The following is an 18,281-nucleotide window of genomic DNA, read 5'->3' on the forward strand; positions in this document are numbered from 1 at the left end:
GGGGAGGGCGTCACCTTGGGTGGAGCGGCGGGGCGGCGGGCGGCGGTCAGGAGCCCGCGCCGGCCGTGCCCTTGCCCGCGACGGCGTCGGCGAGCATCGGGACGTAGCGGTCGATCGCCCACGGGATGGAGAGCACCGAGGGCCCGCTGGTGGCCATGCCCATGGTCTCGTCCTCGACGAAGGTGTACTTGCGGTCCTTGATCGGCTTCCAGCGGGTGAAGAGCGGGTCCTTCAGCGTGTAGTCGACCTCCTCGGCCCCGTTGGCCCAGGCGACGAAGATGTCGGCCTCGATGGTGTCGAGCTTCTCCAGGCTGATGCCGCCGTACCAGTTGGTGCCCTTGGCGGTGGAGGCGATCTTCTCCATCGACGGGGTGTTCTCGAAGCCCATCTCGGTGAGCAGGCGGACCCGGGCGTCGTAGTCGATGTAGAGGCCGACCTCCGTGGCCCCGGGGGAGAGGGCCAGCCCGTAGGCGAACGTGGTGCCCTTGAACTCCGGGTGGTCCTTCGTCACCGCGGCCAGCTGCCCCTGGACGTCGGTGACCAGGCTCTCGGCCTTCTTGGTCTCGCCCAGCGCTGTGCCGATGGTCCGGGTCATCTCCTGCCAGGTTCCGCCGTCCCACGGCTTCTTGAGGTAGGGGAGGGTGGGGGCTATCTGGGAGAGGCGCTTGTAGTCGACGTCGCTGATGCCGGAGTACAGGCCGACGATGAGGTCCGGTTCCAGCGAAAGGATCTGCTCGAAGTCGATCTCGCCCGCGTCGCCGTAGTTCAGGGTCTCGGGCAGCGGTCCGCCGAGCTTCTCGACCGTGCTGCGGAACCACGGGGTGTAGCCCTGCTTGTCGCCGCCCCACTGCTTGTCCACGCCGACGGGAACCGTGCCGAGCGCCGCGACCACGTCCAGGGACATCCAGCTGACCGCCACGACGCGCTTCGGCTTCTGCTTGATCGTCGTGCTTCCGTGGCCATGCTTGATGGTCACGGGGAACGCGGCCGACGCGGCCCCGGCCTCGGCCTTCGGCGTGCCGGAATCGGACGCGGTGCCGCCGCAGCCCGCCAGGACGACGACGGCGGCGACCGCCACCGTCAGGGCGCGGACCAGGGCGCCCGGCCCGCGTCGGGCCGGGGTGAATGTGGACATGTCTCTCCTTGGTTCTGAGGTAAGGCAACCCTCACCTGGAGAGACATTAGGAAGCTACCGGCCGCTCAGGGGTCGCGTACCGGCCAGGGTGTGTCGTGAATCGGCCACCCGGAGGGCGGGCCTCCGCCCGTGCCGTCGCGGTGGGTGGGATCAGCGGGTCGCCGGGGCGGTCTGCTCGCGCAGGTACTCCGTCGGGCTGGCGCCGGTGACCCGGCGGAAGGCGGCGCAGAACGCGCTGGTGGTGGCGTAACCGCTGCGGTGCGCGACCAGGTTGACCGGGTGCCCCTGGGCGAGCAGGGCGGTGGCGGCGGACATCCGGACCAGCGAACGCCAGCGGGTGAACGGCATGCCGACGTCGCGGCTGAACGTCCGGGTGACGGTGCGCACGCTCAACGCGTGCCGGGCCGCCCAGCCCTCCACGGAGAGGTCGCTCTCCGGGTCGCGCATGACGTCGTCGGCCAGCACCTGGATCCGCCGGTCCTCCGGCACGGGCACCTCGATCGCCGGGAGGGTGTCCTCCTCCAGCATCTCGATGATGACGCGCTGGGTCCGCAGCCGGAGGTCGTCGGGCATCGAGGTCGCGTCGAGATGGAGCAGCATCTCCTGGAGTGCCCGGCTCACGCGCATCGGTCGCGGAGTGGACCAGCCCGGCGGGGCGGCTCGTTGTGCCACGTAGGTGTAGCAGCTGATGCCGCCCGCTTCGTGGGACGCCGCGTGCGGGGTGCCGGGAGGAAGCCAGGCGCCCTGTCCGGGAAGCAGGCGGCGCACGGTGTTGCGGGTGCGCAGGGTGATCGAGCCGGTGTGCGGCCAGACCAGCAGCGCGTCGGTGTGCGTGTGGACGTCCGAGGTCACCGTGCCCGTCGGTGCGGAGTCGTCGAACACCGCGGTGGTGAGCAGATACGGCTCGGCCACCTCGGCCCCGCCGGCCGGGGGTTCGGCCCAGGCGGGCGAGGCCGTCGAGGGGGCCTCGCCGTGCGGGCGACGGGAGACGGTGATCGGCATGAACTTAGGTTACCCTAACCTCTCCCGGTGGCCGCTGGGCGGCCGGGGAGGCGGTCACGCGTGGTCGCGAGCGTGTGCCGACCCACCGACCCACCGACCGACCGACCGACCGACCGACCCACCGACCGACCGACCCATCGACTGACCGGCCGGTGGGTCCGGGCCCGGGGTTCAGGACAGCCTCGGCCAGGGTGTCGCCGGTGGGCCGTACGCCTCCGTCAACGCGTTCCGGACGGCTTGTCGCCCCGCCTGGCGGAACGCGCGGGGGTGGGTGTCCACCTCGTGCACCTTGATGGACCGCAGGACGACCGCGACGGCCACGGCGGTGCCGGGATCCAGCGCCGCCGGATCCGCCAGCTCCTCGCGTACGCCGACGCCGAAGGCCTCGTGCAGCTCGGCCACCTCGGCGGCCGACCAGCCCGGCACCGTACTCGTGTCCGCCGTCTCGAACTCCACGCCCTCCACCCAGGGCTCGAAGTCCGCCACCGCCAGGGCGAAGGAGGACGGGCAGCCGGCCTGACGGGCGTACACGGCTTTGACGCAGTGCAGGGGTCGGGGAGGGAAGGTCGTCCGGGGCTCGGTGGTCATGCGCCCACGGTAGCGACGCCCCGGCGGCCTCCCCGCGGAATTTCCGCGGGGAGGCCGTCCGTTCAGGCCTCCCGGCGCAACTCCAGGGTGCAGCACTTCACGCTGCCGCCCGCCTTGAGGAGTTCGGAGAGGTCCACGCCGATCGGGTTGAAGCCGCGCTCGCGCAACTGCCCGGCCAGGTCCGTCGCGTTCTGCGGCAGGACCACGTTGTACCCGTCCGACGTGGCGTTCAGCCCGAACACCTCGGCGTCGCCGGCCGAGGCGAGGAGAGCGTCCGGGAAGAGCCGCTCCAGGACGGCCAGGCTGCCGGGGGAGAAGGCCCCCGGGTAGTAGGCGACCGTCTTCTCGTCGAGCACGGTCAGAGCGGTGTCCAGGTGGTAGTAGTCGGGGTCGACGAGGGTCAGCCCGATCACCGGGCGGCCGAAGTATTCCTGTGCCTCGTCGTGGGAGCGCGGGTCGCTGCGGAATCCGGTGCCCGCCAGCAGCCAGTCACCGGCCAGGAGGTAGTCGCCCTCCCCCTCGTTGACGACCGCGGCCGTGCGCAGATCCGGAAAGCCGTTGTCCCGCAGCCAGTCGTGGTAGGCGGGACCCTCCGCGATGCGCTCGGCGTCGCGGAATCTGGCCACGAGGGCGCGCCCGTCGACGACGGTGGCGCCATTGGCCGCGAAGACCATGTCGGGGAGACCGGGGACGGGGTCGATCGTGTCGACGGTGTGCCCGAGGTTCAGGTAGACCTCGCGCAGTCGCTCCCACTGGGCGATGGCCAGCGGAGTGTCGACCGGCTTCGTCGGGTCCATCCACGGGTTGATGGAGTAGACCACGTCGAAGTAGGTGGGCCGGCACATGAGGTAGTGCCGGGCACGTGCGGTACGCATGGGTAGGGTCCCGATCGTCAGGGGCGGCCGGTGAGATAGCCGCCCATCGAGGTGAAGTACTCGGTCGCGGGCAGCTCGTGGCCGTCCGCGGTCCGTACGCGCGTGATCGCCAGGCCGCGGTTGCGGCCCGTGCGGGCGTCGGCTCCGGCGACGATCACGACGCCGTCGCCCTCGCGGTAGAAGATGCGCCCGGGGGTGCCGCCGTAGCGGCCCTCCGACACGACGGCGGAGACGACCTCCAGCCGCTGCCCCCGGTGGAACGTGAACGCGGCCGGATACGGCGCGGACTGGGCGCGGACCAGGCGCTCCAGGTCCTCGGCCGGCCAGTTCCAGTCGATGCGGATGTCCTCTTCGGCGCGCTTGTGGAAGAAGCTGGCCTTCGAACGGTCCTGCGGGGTGAACTCGGTCTGCCCGGAGGCGATCAGGCCGAGGGCCTCGACCGTGACCGGCGCGATCAGATCGACCGTCCGGTGGAAGAGATCGGTGGCGGTGTCCGTCGGTCCCACGGCCACCGCCCGCTGGACGACGATGTCGCCGGCGTCCAGTTCCTCGTCCATCATGTGCGCCGTGACGCCCACTTCCGGCTCGCCGTTGATGAGCGCCCAGATGAGCGGTGAGAAACCCGCGTAGGCGGGCAGCAGCGAATCGTGGATGTTGAGCGTGCCGTGCCGCGGCAGGTTGTAGATCCGCGGCGGTATCCACGTACGCCAGTTGTTCGCCACGATGATGTCCGGGGACGCCTCACGGAGCAGCTCGAAGAGCTCGTCGTCCGGCCGGTTGCGGATGATCACGGGAACCCCGTGCTTCTCCGCGAGATCGGCGACCGAATCGCTCCAGATCTTCTCGTAGGCGTGGTCGCTCCTCGGATGTGTCACCACCGTCACCACGTCGTGCTCGGAGTCCAGGAGAGCTTGCAGGGTGCGGTGCCCCCAGGTCTGGTAACCGAACATGACGACCCGCATGGAGGTGCCTCCTTGGAAGAGCGATCAACCGGCGCCTCAGTAAAGCAAGCCTTACCTAATAGCACAACGGCGCTTGATGGCCACCCAGTTGAGTGCCCGGCCGGGGTGGGTGACCATGGAACCTCCGTACCCCCGCACCTCCGACGGACGGACTGCCCATGCTCTGTACGCGGTTGACGAACGCGCGCATCCTCACGATGGACCCGCACCACCCCGTCGCCCACGACCTGGGTATCTGGCGGGGGAGGGTCGTCGGGGTGGACGAGGCCGTGACCTCGCTGCCCGCCCGCGAGGTCGTCGACCTGGGCGGCGCCACCGTGCTGCCCGGCTTCATCGACAGCCATGTCCACCTGGCCTGGGCCGGGTTGAAGGCCGGTACGCCGAGTGTCGCCCCGTGCGAGCGGATCGAGGACATCCTCGCCGTGGTGGACGCGGCGGCCCGGCGGCCCGCTCCGCCCGGCGCCTGGGTGGACGTCGCCGGGTACGACCAGCGGGCCCTGGGCCGCCATCTGACCGCCGCCGAACTGGACCGGGTCAGCCATGGCCGCAAGGTCTTCCTGATGCACGACTCCGGGCATGCCTGCGTCGTCAACACCGCCGTGCTGGAGCTGCTGCCGGACGGCACGCCGCACGAGGACGGCTTCCTCGCCGAGAGCGCCATGACCACCGCCCGCCGGCTGCGGCTGCCCTACTCCCAGGAGGAGCTGGCCGACGCGATCGAGCTCGCCGCCCGCGCCTGCCTCGACGAAGGGATAACCGCCTGCGCCGAAGCGGGCATCGGCGGCGGACTCCTCGGCCACAGCCCCGTCGAACTCGGCGCCTACCAACTGCTCCGGGACCGCGGCCGACTGCCCCTGCGCGTCCAGCTCATGGCGTCCGGCGACACCCTGCGCCCCCGCGCGGCGCACGCCGACGACGGGTTCACCCGGGCGCTGGACCTCGGCCTGCGCACCGGGTTCGGCGACGACTGGCTGTCCATGGGCGCGCTCAAGATCTACACGGACGGCGGGATGATGGCGCGTACGGCGGCGCTCACCTCCCCGTACGAGGGCACGACCGACAACATCGGCCGCTTCCAGGACGACCCCGACCGTATCGCCGGCCTCATCGTCGACGGCCACCTGGCGGGCTGGCAGCTCGCCGTCCACGCCATCGGCGACCGGGCCGCCGACCTCGCCCTGGACGCCCTGGAGCGGGCCCAGAAGCTGCTGCCCCGCCCGGACGCGCGGCACCGCATCGAGCACGCCGGGCTGATCCGCCCCGACCAGCTGCCCCGCTTCGCCGAACTCGGTGTGAGCGCGGTGGTCCAGCCCAACTTCCTGCGCTCCTTCGGCGACGACTACGCGACGGTGATGGGGGAGGGCCGGGCTGGCTGGATGTACCGGGGCCGCGGATTCCTGGACCACGGCGTCGCCCTCGTCGGCAGCTCGGACCGGCCCGTCACGGACGGTTCACCGCTGCGGGCGATCCAGTTCATGGTCGAACGCGCATCCGCGTCGGGCCGCCCCATCGGACCGGACGAGGCGGTCACCGTCGACGAGGCGCTGCGGGCCTACACGGTCGCCGGAGCCCACGCCTGCCACTGGGAGGACGCGGCGGGCGCGCTCTCGGCGGGGATGCGCGCCGACCTGGTGGTGCTGGGCGACGACCCGCACCGCGTGGACCCCTCGCGGATCGGGGACATCGAGATCGTCCGGACCTACGTGGACGGCCGGGACGCCCGCGCCGCGGGGTGAGGCTAGGCTCGACGCCATGCGCGCGAAGAAGCACGGCAGCGGTTCGAGCACCGAGTGGGTGACCGTCGTGTCGTACGAGAGCCTGCCGGGCTCCCCGCGACCCCCGGCCGCCCTCCGCGCCTGACTGCGTGACCGGGGCATCGACTGGATGCCCTTCGCCGGGCACCGGATCCACTGCGATCTCCTCTGCGGCATCGGCGCGGACGGGCACTGGCACGGCCGGTACGTCATCCGGGTCGCCGCGGACGAGCTGCGCGTCCTGGGCCTGCACCCGGACCAGCCCACCGCCGTGAGCGCCGGTCCTTCGCCGCCCCGCTGGTGGCACGCGGCCGCCGAGCGCAACGCCGACGGCCATATCGCGGGCTGACGGCCCATCCGCCCATGTCGGCCCGTAACTCGGATGATTCCGGCGGCCTTTGACGGACACCGCCCGGCCGACGCCTGCCGCCCCGCGCCCCGGTGGCAGAACAATGCATCACCCTTTTCGTGTTATTTGGGGTGAATGGGGACATCGGCCCGTAGGTTGGGGAGACACGCCACCCGGGTGGCGTCCCGCGTCCCCCGACCCACCACCGGTCGGGGACCGGGCGGCCGTCGTTCCACCGGCCGTCCGGCGCCCCGCGCCGCAGGTCATGAACGAGGAAAGGCAGGGCAGGTGAACGTGCTGGGGATCATCGCCTCCGGTGTGGCCGCGCTGTTCATCACGGTCGCACTCGCCAAGAGCGCCCGCCGCGCGGCGCTCCGCCCCCATGTCCCGGACGAACCGGGCGGGCGTGCGCCACGCGCCGGTGCGCTGCGCGGGATCGGCGGCGCGGCGGCCGTGCTCGGCGTCGGTACGGCGACCGGCGGGGCCCTGTGGCTCGGCGCGGCGGACGACGCGGCGGGCTCGGTCGCTGGGCTGCTCGCCGGGGCCGGGACCGTGGCCGCTCTCGGCCTCGTCCACGACCTGAAACCGCTGTGGGCCGCCCTCCGCCTCGCCGTGCAGACGGCCGCCGCGATCCTCGTCGTCTGCCTCGCCGGAATGTCACCGGCGGCGGGCGTCCTGGCGGTGCTCTGGATCGTCCTCGTCACCAACGCGTTCGCCCTGCTCGACCACGCCGACGGGCTGTTGACCACCGTCGGCGTGGTCACCGCCGCCGGACTGCTCGCCTGCGCCGTCATCGACGGCAGCGCCGCCCTCGCCCTGCTCCCGGCCGCGCTCGCGGCGGGCCTCGCCGGCTTCCTGCTCCACAACTGGCACCCCGCCCGCCTCCGGCTCGGCGCGTCCGGCGCGCAGTTCACCGGATTCGCGCTGGCCGCGTCCGGCGCGCTGATCCAGGCGGCCGCCCCGTCGGGCCGCGCCGCGTGGGCCGCGCTGCCCACCCTGGCGACGGTGGCCCTCGCCGACACCGCCCTGGTCCTGATCTCCCGCCGCCGCGCCGCACGTTCCCCGCTGCGCGACACGGACGACCACATCGCGCACCGCCTGCGCCGGGTCCGCGTCACCGTGCCCGGCACGGTGATCCTGCTGGCCCTCTGGGCGGCCGTGCCCGTGGCCACCGGGACGCTGGTCCACGCGGAGCTGCTGCACCCCGCGTTCCTGCTCCTGCCGCCGGCCGGATCGGCGGCCGCGGTGTTCGCGCTGCTGAGGATTCCGGCGTACGCCCCGCCCCGCGCGACCTCGACCCGCGCGACCCCGTCCCGTACCGCCGCCCGGCGTACGACGGCGCACACCACTGACCCCGCGATCCCCTCGGCATCGACCGGACCGGCGGCGCCGGGCAGCGCGGCCCCCACCTCCGGAAGGGGCGCCCCCGCACCCGGCGCGGCCGCCCCCGCACCCGGCAAGGCCACCGCCAGGACCGCCGAAGGGCACCCCACCGTGCCGTCACCGCCCGCACCCGCCGGCCGCTCCGCCGCACAGGTCGCCGCCGAGCGCAGCTGACGCCGCCCGGCCCGCGCTCACCCCCGCAGCCTGCCGAGGGTGGCGCGGGCCGCAGTGCGCGCGTACGGGGAGACCATCAGATACGGCGCCCACGGCCAGGTGTGCCGCAGGCAGTACACCCACCACTGGCGCGGCGGCAGCTCCCGCCCGGAGGTCACCCGGCGCAGCGCCTCCCGGACGCCGATCCCCGGCTCCCGCGAGCCGGGAGCGACCGGTCCGCCCACGCACTCACCGGCGTGCCCCGGGGCGACGAACGCGCTCACCCCGGCCCGTCGCGCGCGGCAGCCGTGGTCGTAGTCGCCCATCCGGTGGCGGAAGACCTTGTCGGGATCGCCGACGAGGTCGTACACGGCACGGGACACCAGGACCACCCGTCCGTCGTACGTGTCGCAGGGCTCCGGCCGGTGCTCGCCGGGCTCGACGAGCGTCAGGGACCGGCCCCGCCGCCCGGAGTACACGGTGTCCCCGTACGCGTTCCGCACCGCACCGACGACGACCGCCTCGGGCCCGGCGGCTTCCGCCGTGCGCACCAGCGTCACCAGGGCGTCCGGGAAGAGGTCGACCCCGTCGTCGAGCCACAGCTGGTGCGTCCACGGATGGCTCGGCCCGCCCGGCGCCGCGCCGAGCGGGCCGCCGCCCCCGCCCCCGCTGCGGCTGTTGCGGCTCGCGATGCGCAGCGCCTGGTTGCGGGGGACGTCCGCGCCCACCGACATGACCTCCACCGCCGGATGCCGCGTCCGGACCGCCTCCGGCGTACCGTCGGTGCTGCCGGTGTCCACGAGATGCACGCCCAGCGTCGTCCCGGCGGGGAGCCCGCGCTGCTCCTCCAGGGCGCGCAGCGCGGACAGGGTCCGCGCGCGGCGGTCGTGACTCGTCATCAGCACGGCCAGGTGGACGGAGTGCACAGCGGGCTCCTCAGCTCATGAATCTCATCATTCATGCATAAAAGCTGATATTCCGCATAGGCTGGGTGGGTGAGCGTCGAACCGACCACGAACCCGCTCCGGCCCCTCCGGGACCCCGCGTCCCCGCGCCGGTCCGGCCGTCTCGTGCCGGTGCTCGCCTTCCTCCTGGCCGTCCTGTGCGTCAGCACGGTCGCCCTGACCGCGACCATCCGGTCCACGGTCGCCTCACCCGGCTTCTACCAGGCGGTGCTGGACGAGGAGTCGGCCTACGACCGCCTCTACAGCGAGGTGCTCGTCGACCCGGAGATCTCCCCCGTCACCCGCGATCTGCTCGCGCACCTGCCCGTGCCCGAGGCGCTGGTGACGTCGAACATCAAGGTGGTACTGCCGCCCGCCACGGTCCGGGCCCTGACCGACCAGCAGATCGAGGCGGTGACCGGCTATCTGCGCGGCGACCGCGACGAGCTCCGGCTGACCGTCGACCTGGCCCCGGTGCTGGAGAACCTCGCCGACCTCGCCCAGGTCTACTTCGGCGACCTCGTGGCCAACGTCCAGGGCGGTGACCAGCCCGACTTCGAACGGTTCACCGCCGACCTCGCCACCGCGCTCGACGCCCTCAAGGACGGCCGGGCCCCCGAGCTGCCCGCGCTGCCGCTCACCGAGGAGCAGGCCGACCGCGCCGCCGACGCCCTTCTCACGGCCGTACCCGAGCCGGAACGGACGGCGCTGCGCCCCGAGATCGAGGTGGCGTTGGGGGAGGGGGACGTGTCGACCGCGCTGGCGGCCGCCGCGGCCGCCGCGCTCTCCGACAGCTCACGGAGCGCGGTGGCCGACCTGCGTACCACCCTCCAGGACGGTACGTGGGACCTCACCGACACCCTGACCGCCGCCGGGAACGACCTCACGGCCCTGGAGGAGGCCCGCGACTACGTCCGGCTGCTGACCCTGCTCCAGGTCCTCGCCGTCACCCTGGCCCTGGCCGCTCTCGTGACGCTCTGGTTCACCGGCCCCGCCGCCCCGGCCCGCCGGCTGATGCGGCTGGGACAGGCGCTCGCCTGCGCGGGTGTCCTGACCGCTGTGACCGTCCTGCTGGCCCGGCTGATCACCGGGGGACGCCTGCTCGCCGTTCCGTCCTCCTGGGCTCCGAGCGTCACCGCGCTCGTCGACGACCTCCAGCGCAACGCCGTGGACCAGATGGCGGCCACCGGTCTGGGCGCCGCCCTCGCGGCCCTCGTCGGCGGCGCGCTCCTCACGGGCGTGGGCTGGGCGCTGCTCGTACGCCCGAGCCGGATGCCGACCCCGACGGCGGTCCGTACGACGGCGGCGGGCGTGGCCTGCGCCGCACTCGCCGGCGTACTGGTCGTGCCGCCCGTGTTCGGCCCGTCCGCACCCCGCCAGTGCCTGGGCAGCAGCCGCCTGTGCGAACTGCGCTACGACGAAGCCGCCTATCTGACCTCGCACAACGCCATGTCCACCACGGCCGACCGGTTCATCGGCCCCCTCCAGGACCCCGACATCGCCACCCAGCTCAACACCGGCGTCCGGGCCCTCCAGCTCGACACGTACCGCTGGGAGAGCCCGCAGGACATCGCCGAGCGCCTCGACTCCCCGGAGTTCACCCCCGAGCAGCGCCGCCTGATCTCCGGCGCCATCGACAAGGTCAACCCGCCGCGCGAGGGCCTGTGGCTCTGCCACGGAGTCTGCCGCGCCGGGGCCATCGAACTGGTCCCGGCCCTGGAGGACATCGGCGACTGGCTGCGCGCCCACCCCACCGAGATCGTGACGCTCATCGTCCAGGACGACATCAGCCCCGAGGACACCGAGAAGGCGTTCCGCGCCGCCGGCCTGGACGACCTCCTGCACACCCCCGCGGCGGACCCGGACGCTCCGTGGCCGACGCTGGGGGAGATGATCGACAGCGGCCGCCGGCTGGTGGTGTTCGCCGAGAAGGCCGACGGACCGGCGCCCTGGTACCGCAACTTCTACCGGTACGGGATGGAGACCCCGTTCGCCTTCCGGAACCCCTCCGAGATGACCTGCGCGCCGCACCGGGGCGGCACCGGCAAGCAGCTCTTCCTCCTCAACCACTTCATCACGAACGCGGGCGGCAGCCGCCTGGACGCCGGCCGTGTCAACGCCCGGGACTGGGTCCTGGAGCGGACCCGGGCCTGCGAGGCCGAGCGCGGCAGCCCGGTCACCTTCATCGCCGTCGACTACACGACGGTCGGCGACGCGCTCGGCGCGGTGAACGAACTGAACTCCCGCCGGACGGAAGCCGACTGACGCCACGTCCTCGGCCGCGACCCCGCCCCGGGCCGACGTGCCCACCCTCCGAAACCCCGGGGGAACCGCGAGGGGAGCGTGAGAGGCTACGTACCCAGGGGCTCCCACCGTGCGGACGGAGCCGGACGACCGCCGACAGATCAGGAATCAGCTGCCCATGACTCCTCCGAGCGACTCGGCACCGCACGGTGCTCCCGCCGCCGTTCCCGCCCCCGGCGACGGACACCGACAGCAGGGCGCGGGCCGGCTGCTGGCCGTGAGCGACCTGCACGCCGCGGTCACCGACAACCGGCCCCTCGTGGAGTCCCTGCACCCGACGACCGACGCGGACTGGCTGATCGTCGCGGGCGACGTGGCGGAGCGGCCCGACGACATCCGGTGGGCGCTCGCACTGCTCGCCGAGCGCTTCGCCAAGGTGATCTGGACCCCCGGCAACCACGAGCTGTGGACCCTGAACAAGGACCCGGTCCAGCTGCGCGGCCAGGCCCGCTACGACCACCTCGTCGAGCTGTGCCGGGAGCTCGGGGTGACGACTCCGGAAGACCCCTTCCCGCTCTGGCCGGGCCCGGACGGACCGGTGGCGATCGCACCGCTCTTCCTTCTGTACGACTACACCTTCCGCGCCCCGGGAACGCACACGAAGGAGGAGTCGCTCGCCGTCGCCCACGAGTCCGGCATCGTCTGCAACGACGAGTACCTCCTCCACCCGGACCCCTATCCGACCCGGGACGACTGGTGCCGTGCCCGGGTCGCCGCGACCGAACGCCGGCTCGCGGAGCACGACTCCGAGATACCCCTCGTCCTGGCCGGGCACTGGCCGCTGGTGCGGGAACCCACGTCGGTGATGTGGTACCCGGAGTTCGCGCAGTGGTGCGGCACCGAACTGACCGCCGACTGGCACCGCCGCTTCAACGTCACCGCCGTCGTCTACGGACACCTCCACATCCCCCGGACGACCTGGTACGACGGGGTGCGCTTCGAGGAGGTCTCCATCGGCTACCCCAGGGAGTGGCGCGAGAGGGGACACCCGCGCGGTCTGCTGCGGCAGATCCTCCCGTACGAGGGCGACCCCGCCCCACCGGCCCGGACCGGCGCCGAACCGTCCGCACGACCGCACACCCCCGGAGGCGCCTCGTGATCGAGCTGCTGCTCCCCGCCGACGTCTCCTGTGCGGCGACCCGCGCGGAGAGCGTCCCGGACGGAACCCTCTTCCCGGAGGAGGAGGCGCTGATCGCCAAGAGCGTGGCCAAACGCCGGAACGACTTCGCGACGGCCCGCGCCTGCGCCCGGCGGGCCATGGCCGGACTCGGCCTGCCGCCGGTGGCCGTGCTCCACGGGCACCGGGGACGACCGCTGTGGCCCGAGGGAATCGTCGGCAGCCTCACCCACTGCGACGGGTACCGGGCCGCCGCGCTGGCCCGTGCGAAGGACGTGCTGTCGCTGGGCATCGACGCGGAACCGCACGCCCCGCTCCCCAGCGGCGTACGGGAGTTGGTGACGCTGCCCGCCGAACGCGAGCGGATCGGCCCGCCCGCGCCGGAGGGCTCGGACGAAGACGGCACGGGCGAAATCCACTGGGACCGGGTCCTGTTCAGCGCCAAGGAGAGCGTCTTCAAGACCTGGTATCCGGTCACGGGCCTCGAACTCGATTTCACCGAGGCCGACCTGACGTTCCATCGGACCGATGAACCGGGCAGCGGTGACGGTCCTCGGGGCGGTGTGGCCGCCGAGGGTTCCTTCGCCGCCCGGCTGCTGCTCACCGACCCGGCGCTGCCGACGACGCTGCACGGGCTCTGGCGGATCGAGGACGGCATCGTCGCCACGGCCGTGCTGGTCCGGCCCGACTGGCGGGACGGCAACGCGGTCTGACGTTCGCCCGGCCGGCCGGTCTGCCGGGGCTGCGACGCGGCGTGACGCTCAGTCGACCGGGGGAGCGGTCAGGGGGCGGCCCAGTCCCACGTTCCACCGGCCCGACCGGCCGCTGAGTCCGGTCAGCGTCAGCGGGGCGACGTCCAGCCGCCAGAACGCCTCCGCCGGCAGCCGCAGACCATGGACGACCGCCGCCCGGACGACGGCGGCCTCGGCCACCGCCAGGAAGCTCGTGCCGGGTGCGTCCGGTCCGCCGAGGGAGTCCAGCCATCTGCCGGTCCTCCCGACCAGGTCGTGCAGCGACTCGCCGCCGTGCGGCGCCGCCGAGGGGTCGTCGAGCCAGGCGGCCAGCTGTGCGGGCTCGGCGGCGGCCACCTCGTCGAGACGGCGGCCGGCCCAGCGCGCCAGGTCCCAGCCGGCCAGGGCCGGTTCGGTCCGCGCCCGCGCCGCCAGGCCGAGCGCGGCGGTGGTCTCGCGGCACCGCTCGGAGGGACCGCTCAGTGCGAGCCCGGCTTCCGGCACCGCGCCGGCCGCGGCCCGCGCGCGCTCCCGGCCGGACCGGTCCAGAGGAGCGTCGCCGTCGAAGCGGGCCTCCCGCAGTGCCGCGTTCATCGCCGGTGAGATCAACATCACCCGTACTGTCATGTTCCTGCCCTCACTCCTTCACCACGGGCCCCAAAGCCCTGCGGCCCCAAGGGATCCGTGCTCCGCGGCTCCGCAGATTGGACCATGGCGGCGCCTGCGTACAGGCGGTATGGTCACGTCGACCATGACGAGGGTGTGACGGAAGTCCGGTGAGAATCCGGCACGGTCGCGCCACTGTGAACCCGCATCCGTGCGGGGAAGTCAGACCCGGCACCTTCGTCCGAGGCACCACGACAGGGACGCGTGTTCCCACAGGAGGTACTGCGATGGCACAGTCCGCCGTTCCCGCAACCGGGACATCCGCGATCACTCCGATCTCGGCGAAGGCCATTGCCCCGTGGGCGGTCTTCTTCGGCATCCTCATGCTCGTCCTGCTGTACTTCGTCGGCGCCGAACAGGGCGCCACCGCGCTCATCTCGGGCGAAGGCGTCCACGAGTGGGTCCACGACGGCCGCCACCTGCTCGGCTTCCCCTGCCACTGACGCACCTGCGGCACCTGAATCAGCAGGGAATCAGCGGACACGGGAAGCAAGAGAAACCAGGAAACCATCGTGAACTCCATATCTGTCAGAGCTCTGCTCGTGCGCGGCATGCTCGCGGGCCTGATCGCGGGCGCGCTGGCGCTCGCCGTCGCCTACTTCCTCGGTGAGTCCCAGGTGGACGCGGCCATCGCCCTCGAAGAGGCCCACAGCCACGACCACGGCGGCGGTGAGGAGCTGGTCAGCCGCACCATGCAGGCGACCGGCGGACTCGCCACCGGCGTCCTGGTCTTCGGCGTCGCCGTGGGCGGGATCGCCGCCCTCGTGTTCTGTTACGCGCTGGGCCGCATCGGCAACTTCGGCCCCCGGGCCACGGCCGCGCTGATCGCGGGCGCCGCCCTGCTCACGGTCTACGTCGTGCCGTTCCTGAAGTACCCGGCCAACCCGCCCGCCGTCGGCAACCCCGACACCATCGGCAAGCGCACCACCCTGTTCTTCCTGATGGTCGCCCTCAGCGTGCTGCTGGCCGTCGCCGCCGTCATCATCGGCAAACGGCTCGCTCCCCGCCTGGGCAACTGGAACGCCACCACCGCGGCCGTCGCCGGCTTCGTTCTGCTGATCGGCCTGGCCTACGCCTTCCTGCCCTCCTTCGACGAGGTGGGCAAGGACTTCCCGGCGACTCTGTTGTGGGAGTTCCGGCTCTCGACGCTCGCGGTCCAGGCGACGCTGTGGAGCGTCTTCGGAGTGGTCTTCGGCTACCTCACCGAACGTCTTCTGACCCCCGTGGCCCGCGCTGCGACGCCCCGCACCGCGAGTGCGGTGAACTGAGCGGATCGCACCGACGCACACGACGGAACCCGCCGGGGCCTGCCCGGCGGGTTCCGTCGTGTGCGGGCCGGGCGAATGCAGGGTAGCGATGTTTATTAGCGTTGCTACGATCGTGGGGTAGCGTCGCTACTGCGATGGTGTTAGCGTTGATCTCGTCGGGTTTCACGGGACCGCCGCGACCCCAGTCGCCAGGAGCACTGCCATGACCGAACAGTCCACATCCGTATCGACGCCGACGCCGGCATCCGCGTCCTCCGCGCAGCCCGCACGCGCTGGTGACGCCCCTCGTCGGGTGGCCGTGGTCACCGGGGGTTCCCGGGGCATCGGCCGCGAGAGCGCCGAACGGCTCGCCGCCGACGGCTTCGCGGTCGTCGTCAACTACGCGGGCAACCACACCGAGGCAGAGGCCGCCGTCGCCGCGATCACCGCCGCGGGCGGTGAGGCCTTCGCCCAGCAGGCGGACGTGGCCGACGAGGTCGCCGTCGCGGCGCTCTTCGACGCCGCCGAGGAGACGTTCGGCGGCGTCGACGTGGTGGTGCACGCGGCGGGGGTCATGGCGCTCGCGCCGCTGGCCGAGCTCGAACTCGACACGCTCGACCGGATGCACCGCACCAACATCCGGGGCACGTTCGTCGTCGACCAGCAGGCCGCGCGGCGGTTGCGCGAGGGCGGGGCCATCATCAACTTCTCCAGCTCGGTGCTGTCGCTGGCGCTGCCCGGCTACACCGCCTATGCCGCGACCAAGGGCGCCGTCGAGGCCATGACCCTGATCCTCGCCCGCGAGCTGCGCGGCCGCGACATCACCGTCAACGCCGTCGCGCCGGGGCCGACCGCCACCGCCCTGTTCCTGGACGGCAAGGACGAGGAGACCGTCGCACGGATGGCCGCCCAGCCGCCGCTGGAGCGGCTGGGTACCCCGCAGGACATAGCCGAGGTGGTCTCCTTCCTCGCCGGCCCGGCCCGCTGGGTCAACGGCCAGGTGCTGAGGGCCAACGGCGGCATCGTCTGACCGCCGCCGTGCCGCTTGATAGCGTCCGTCCGGTGAGTACGAGCACCCGCACCCGCATCCTGGAAGTGGCCGCCACACTGGTCAGGGAGTCGCCCGACGGTGATATCTCCACGCGCGCCGTGTGCGAGGCGGCGAAGGTGGGCGCTCCGGCCCTCTACCGCCACTTCGGCGACAAGGAAGGCCTGCTGTCGGCCGTCGTCGACCACGGCTTCGAGAAGTACCTGGCGACGAAGAGGGAGCGCGGCGAGACGACGGACCCGGTGGAGGACCTGCGCCGGGGGTGGGACAGCCACGTCGCCTTCGCCCTCGACAACCGCAACCTCTACCGGCTGATGAACTCGCCGGCGATGCGCACACCGCCCGCCGCGGCGCTGGAGTCCCACCGGATCCTGACCGGGGACCTCGAACGGGCCGCCGCCCGGGGCCGGATACGTGTCGCGCCCGAGCTCGCCGCCCAGATGATCATGTCGGCCAATGTGGGGGTGGCGCTGATGCTGGTGTCCCGTCCCGCGACGTTCGACGACATCGAGGTGTCCAGACGGGTGCGTGACGCGCTGCACGCGACGGTGCTCACACCGGACGTCTCGCCGGAGATGTCACCGAGCGCGTCGCCCGACGTGCCGCCGGCCGCCGAAGTGCCCACGGCGGCGGCCCGGTTGAGCGCTCTGCTGCGGAAGGAGCACGGGGCGGGCCTGAGCACCGCCGAGGCGGCGCTGATGAAGGAGTGGCTCGACCGGGTGGCGAACGCCCGGCCGGACGTCTGATCCGCGGCACCGAGCCGGACCATGGAGGTCATCGCGGCGCGGGGGAGGAGGCGTCGTGATCGCGCAGGCCGTCCTCGGTGCGGCGCGCAGCGTTGCCGACGATGCGTTCCAGGTCCTTCTGTACGTCGTGTTCCGTGCTGCCGTGCGGTGCGTACGCGGACACGGTGAGCACGAGGTCGCCGTTCCACAGGAGGAGGGTGCGGCCGGGGCGGCCCTGGTCGTCCTCCGGTAACGCGTAGGCGGTGTCATGGATCTTCTCGGGTCCGCGCCCATGGGCGCGGTCGAGATCCTCCTTGACGCGGTAGGCGTGGCGGGCGGGCCCGGTGTTCTCGTACACCCGGGCCGTGGTGCTGAGCTTCCAGAACGTGCCGTCCGGGGCCTTGAGGTCCGTGAGGCAGCCGGTCCGGCGGTAGAGCGGCCGCGTACCGTTCTCGCCGATGTCCTCCCGGGCGTCGGGGGAGGCGGAGTCGGTGGAGCTGCCGAGGGTGAAGCCGTCGGCGGGCGCGGCGCCGGAGAGGAGGCCGCACGGTCTGCTGGTCCAGCTGTGGGCCCCCGGCGGGCGGGCGGTCAGCTCCGCCCCTTCGCCGTTCTTCCCGCCGCCCTCACCGTCGCTGCCGCCCGAGCAGCCGGCCGAGGCCGCCATCGCGAGCCCGATGAGCGCGGCCGACCGCGCCCGGCGTAACGCGGCACTCCTGGATCCGTACATCTCCCCCACCCCCTGGTCTTGGAGATCCCATTGTCCGATGTCCGTACCGGCGGGTAAAGGAGACCGGGCCCGCACCGAAGGGTGCGGGCCCGGCAGGCGGAACGGGGTGGCGGGCTCAGGGGCGGGTGGCTCCGGGGCCGAAGTCGCCGGTGAGGGCGGCGGCCATCCGCAGGTGCGGCGTCGCGTCGGCGCTCCGCCCCTGGCGCTCCAGCGTGCGGCCCAGCATGAGGCGCGCGTAGCTCTCCACCGGGTCGAGCTCCAGAACGGTCCGCAGCTCCTTCTCCGCCTTGCCCAGCCGGGCGGAGTGGTAGTAGGAGCGGGCCAGCAGCAGCCGCGGCGCGACCTGCTCCGGCACTTCCTCGACCAGTCCGGCCAGGATCCGCGCGGCCGTCAGGTACTCCTTGGCCTCGAAGAACATCTGCGCCCGGTCCCACCGGTCGGCGGCGGTGCCGAACTCGTAGTAGGTCTCGGTCTCGCTCACGTGTCCTCCTTCATGTGGTGCGGGCCGCCTCCGGACCGCCCCCTCGTACGTTCGCCCGTGACAACACCACACAATGGTTGAACATTCCAC

General features: G+C 72.7%; 19 protein-coding genes and 1 riboswitch. Of the genes, 10 read left to right on the forward strand and 9 right to left on the reverse strand.

What is annotated here, in order from left to right; all coding sequences use genetic code 11:
- Positions 1-46: 46 nt before the first annotated feature.
- From ACSMXR_RS34125 to ACSMXR_RS34145, 5 genes are all read right to left on the reverse strand, one after another.
- Positions 47-1,135, reverse strand: coding sequence for an iron-siderophore ABC transporter substrate-binding protein (locus tag ACSMXR_RS34125; RefSeq protein WP_473170676.1), 1,089 nt, complete (start codon positions 1,133-1,135; stop codon positions 47-49).
- A gap of 150 nt (positions 1,136-1,285) precedes the next feature.
- Positions 1,286-2,137, reverse strand: coding sequence for a helix-turn-helix domain-containing protein (locus tag ACSMXR_RS34130; RefSeq protein WP_473170677.1), 852 nt, complete (start codon positions 2,135-2,137; stop codon positions 1,286-1,288).
- A gap of 171 nt (positions 2,138-2,308) precedes the next feature.
- A complete protein-coding gene (locus tag ACSMXR_RS34135) occupies positions 2,309-2,725 on the reverse strand; it encodes a hypothetical protein (protein WP_473170678.1) in 417 nt (138 codons plus the stop codon).
- A 62-nt stretch (positions 2,726-2,787) separates the two neighbouring features.
- The gene (ddaH, locus tag ACSMXR_RS34140; RefSeq protein WP_137228036.1) at positions 2,788-3,600 is read right to left on the reverse strand and encodes a dimethylargininase; all 813 of its coding nucleotides are present in this window, start codon (positions 3,598-3,600) and stop codon (positions 2,788-2,790) included.
- Positions 3,601-3,617: 17 nt separating this feature from the next.
- Entirely contained in the window at positions 3,618-4,562 is a 945-nt protein-coding gene (locus tag ACSMXR_RS34145; protein WP_218523757.1) for a methionyl-tRNA formyltransferase, read from the reverse strand.
- A 158-nt stretch (positions 4,563-4,720) separates the two neighbouring features.
- Between ACSMXR_RS34145 and ACSMXR_RS34150 the strand changes: the two genes are divergently transcribed.
- The 3 genes from ACSMXR_RS34150 to ACSMXR_RS34160 all read left to right on the forward strand — a co-directional run bounded on the left by ACSMXR_RS34150 (position 4,721) and on the right by ACSMXR_RS34160 (position 8,222).
- A complete protein-coding gene (locus ACSMXR_RS34150) occupies positions 4,721-6,298 on the forward strand; it encodes an amidohydrolase (protein WP_473170679.1) in 1,578 nt (525 codons plus the stop codon).
- Positions 6,299-6,446: 148 nt separating this feature from the next.
- Positions 6,447-6,665: a hypothetical protein gene (locus ACSMXR_RS34155; RefSeq protein WP_473170680.1), complete on the forward strand. Its 219-nt coding sequence runs from the start codon at positions 6,447-6,449 to the stop codon at positions 6,663-6,665.
- 288 nt (positions 6,666-6,953) lie between these two features.
- Positions 6,954-8,222, forward strand: a complete 1,269-nt coding sequence (locus ACSMXR_RS34160; RefSeq protein ID WP_473170681.1) for an MraY family glycosyltransferase — start codon at positions 6,954-6,956, stop codon at positions 8,220-8,222.
- Positions 8,223-8,239: 17 nt separating this feature from the next.
- Here the strand turns inward: ACSMXR_RS34160 and ACSMXR_RS34165 are convergent, their stop codons facing one another.
- Positions 8,240-9,127, reverse strand: coding sequence for a glycosyltransferase family 2 protein (locus ACSMXR_RS34165; protein WP_218523753.1), 888 nt, complete (start codon positions 9,125-9,127; stop codon positions 8,240-8,242).
- A 69-nt stretch (positions 9,128-9,196) separates the two neighbouring features.
- Here ACSMXR_RS34165 and ACSMXR_RS34170 point away from each other — a divergent pair, with 69 nt between their 5' ends.
- From ACSMXR_RS34170 to ACSMXR_RS34180, 3 genes are all read left to right on the forward strand, one after another.
- On the forward strand, positions 9,197-11,410 hold the full coding sequence (locus tag ACSMXR_RS34170; protein ID WP_473170682.1) for a phosphoinositide-specific phospholipase C-related protein: 2,214 nt from the start codon (positions 9,197-9,199) through the stop codon (positions 11,408-11,410).
- Between the two features lie 157 nt (positions 11,411-11,567).
- On the forward strand, positions 11,568-12,548 hold the full coding sequence (locus tag ACSMXR_RS34175; protein WP_473170683.1) for a metallophosphoesterase family protein: 981 nt from the start codon (positions 11,568-11,570) through the stop codon (positions 12,546-12,548).
- The gene (locus ACSMXR_RS34180; RefSeq protein ID WP_376184523.1) at positions 12,545-13,279 is read left to right on the forward strand and encodes a 4'-phosphopantetheinyl transferase family protein; all 735 of its coding nucleotides are present in this window, start codon (positions 12,545-12,547) and stop codon (positions 13,277-13,279) included. Before ACSMXR_RS34175 ends, ACSMXR_RS34180 begins: the two co-directional genes overlap by 4 nt.
- A gap of 48 nt (positions 13,280-13,327) precedes the next feature.
- Here ACSMXR_RS34180 and ACSMXR_RS34185 read toward each other — a convergent pair whose 3' ends face one another.
- Positions 13,328-13,924 (reverse strand): histidine phosphatase family protein, encoded by a 597-nt coding sequence (locus ACSMXR_RS34185; protein WP_473170684.1) that lies wholly within the window; start codon positions 13,922-13,924, stop codon positions 13,328-13,330.
- Between the two features lie 126 nt (positions 13,925-14,050).
- Positions 14,051-14,145: riboswitch (adenosylcobalamin (AdoCbl) riboswitch) on the forward strand.
- A 45-nt stretch (positions 14,146-14,190) separates the two neighbouring features.
- Here ACSMXR_RS34185 and ACSMXR_RS34190 point away from each other — a divergent pair.
- The 4 genes from ACSMXR_RS34190 to ACSMXR_RS34205 all read left to right on the forward strand — a co-directional run bounded on the left by ACSMXR_RS34190 (position 14,191) and on the right by ACSMXR_RS34205 (position 17,004).
- Entirely contained in the window at positions 14,191-14,406 is a 216-nt protein-coding gene (locus ACSMXR_RS34190; protein ID WP_030633715.1) for a CbtB domain-containing protein, read from the forward strand.
- A 69-nt stretch (positions 14,407-14,475) separates the two neighbouring features.
- Positions 14,476-15,231, forward strand: a complete 756-nt coding sequence (locus ACSMXR_RS34195; protein ID WP_137228016.1) for a CbtA family protein — start codon at positions 14,476-14,478, stop codon at positions 15,229-15,231.
- 202 nt (positions 15,232-15,433) lie between these two features.
- Positions 15,434-16,240, forward strand: a complete 807-nt coding sequence (locus tag ACSMXR_RS34200) for an SDR family oxidoreductase (protein WP_473170685.1) — start codon at positions 15,434-15,436, stop codon at positions 16,238-16,240.
- Between the two features lie 32 nt (positions 16,241-16,272).
- Entirely contained in the window at positions 16,273-17,004 is a 732-nt protein-coding gene (locus tag ACSMXR_RS34205; RefSeq protein ID WP_240805761.1) for a TetR/AcrR family transcriptional regulator, read from the forward strand.
- Positions 17,005-17,032: 28 nt separating this feature from the next.
- Here the strand turns inward: ACSMXR_RS34205 and ACSMXR_RS34210 are convergent, their stop codons facing one another.
- On the reverse strand, positions 17,033-17,710 hold the full coding sequence (locus tag ACSMXR_RS34210; protein WP_473170686.1) for a hypothetical protein: 678 nt from the start codon (positions 17,708-17,710) through the stop codon (positions 17,033-17,035).
- A 115-nt stretch (positions 17,711-17,825) separates the two neighbouring features.
- Entirely contained in the window at positions 17,826-18,191 is a 366-nt protein-coding gene (locus ACSMXR_RS34215) for a tetratricopeptide repeat protein (protein WP_381850853.1), read from the reverse strand.
- Positions 18,192-18,281: the final 90 nt, after the last annotated feature.

The sequence above is a fragment of the Streptomyces sp. DSM 106670 genome, assembly GCF_055792845.1.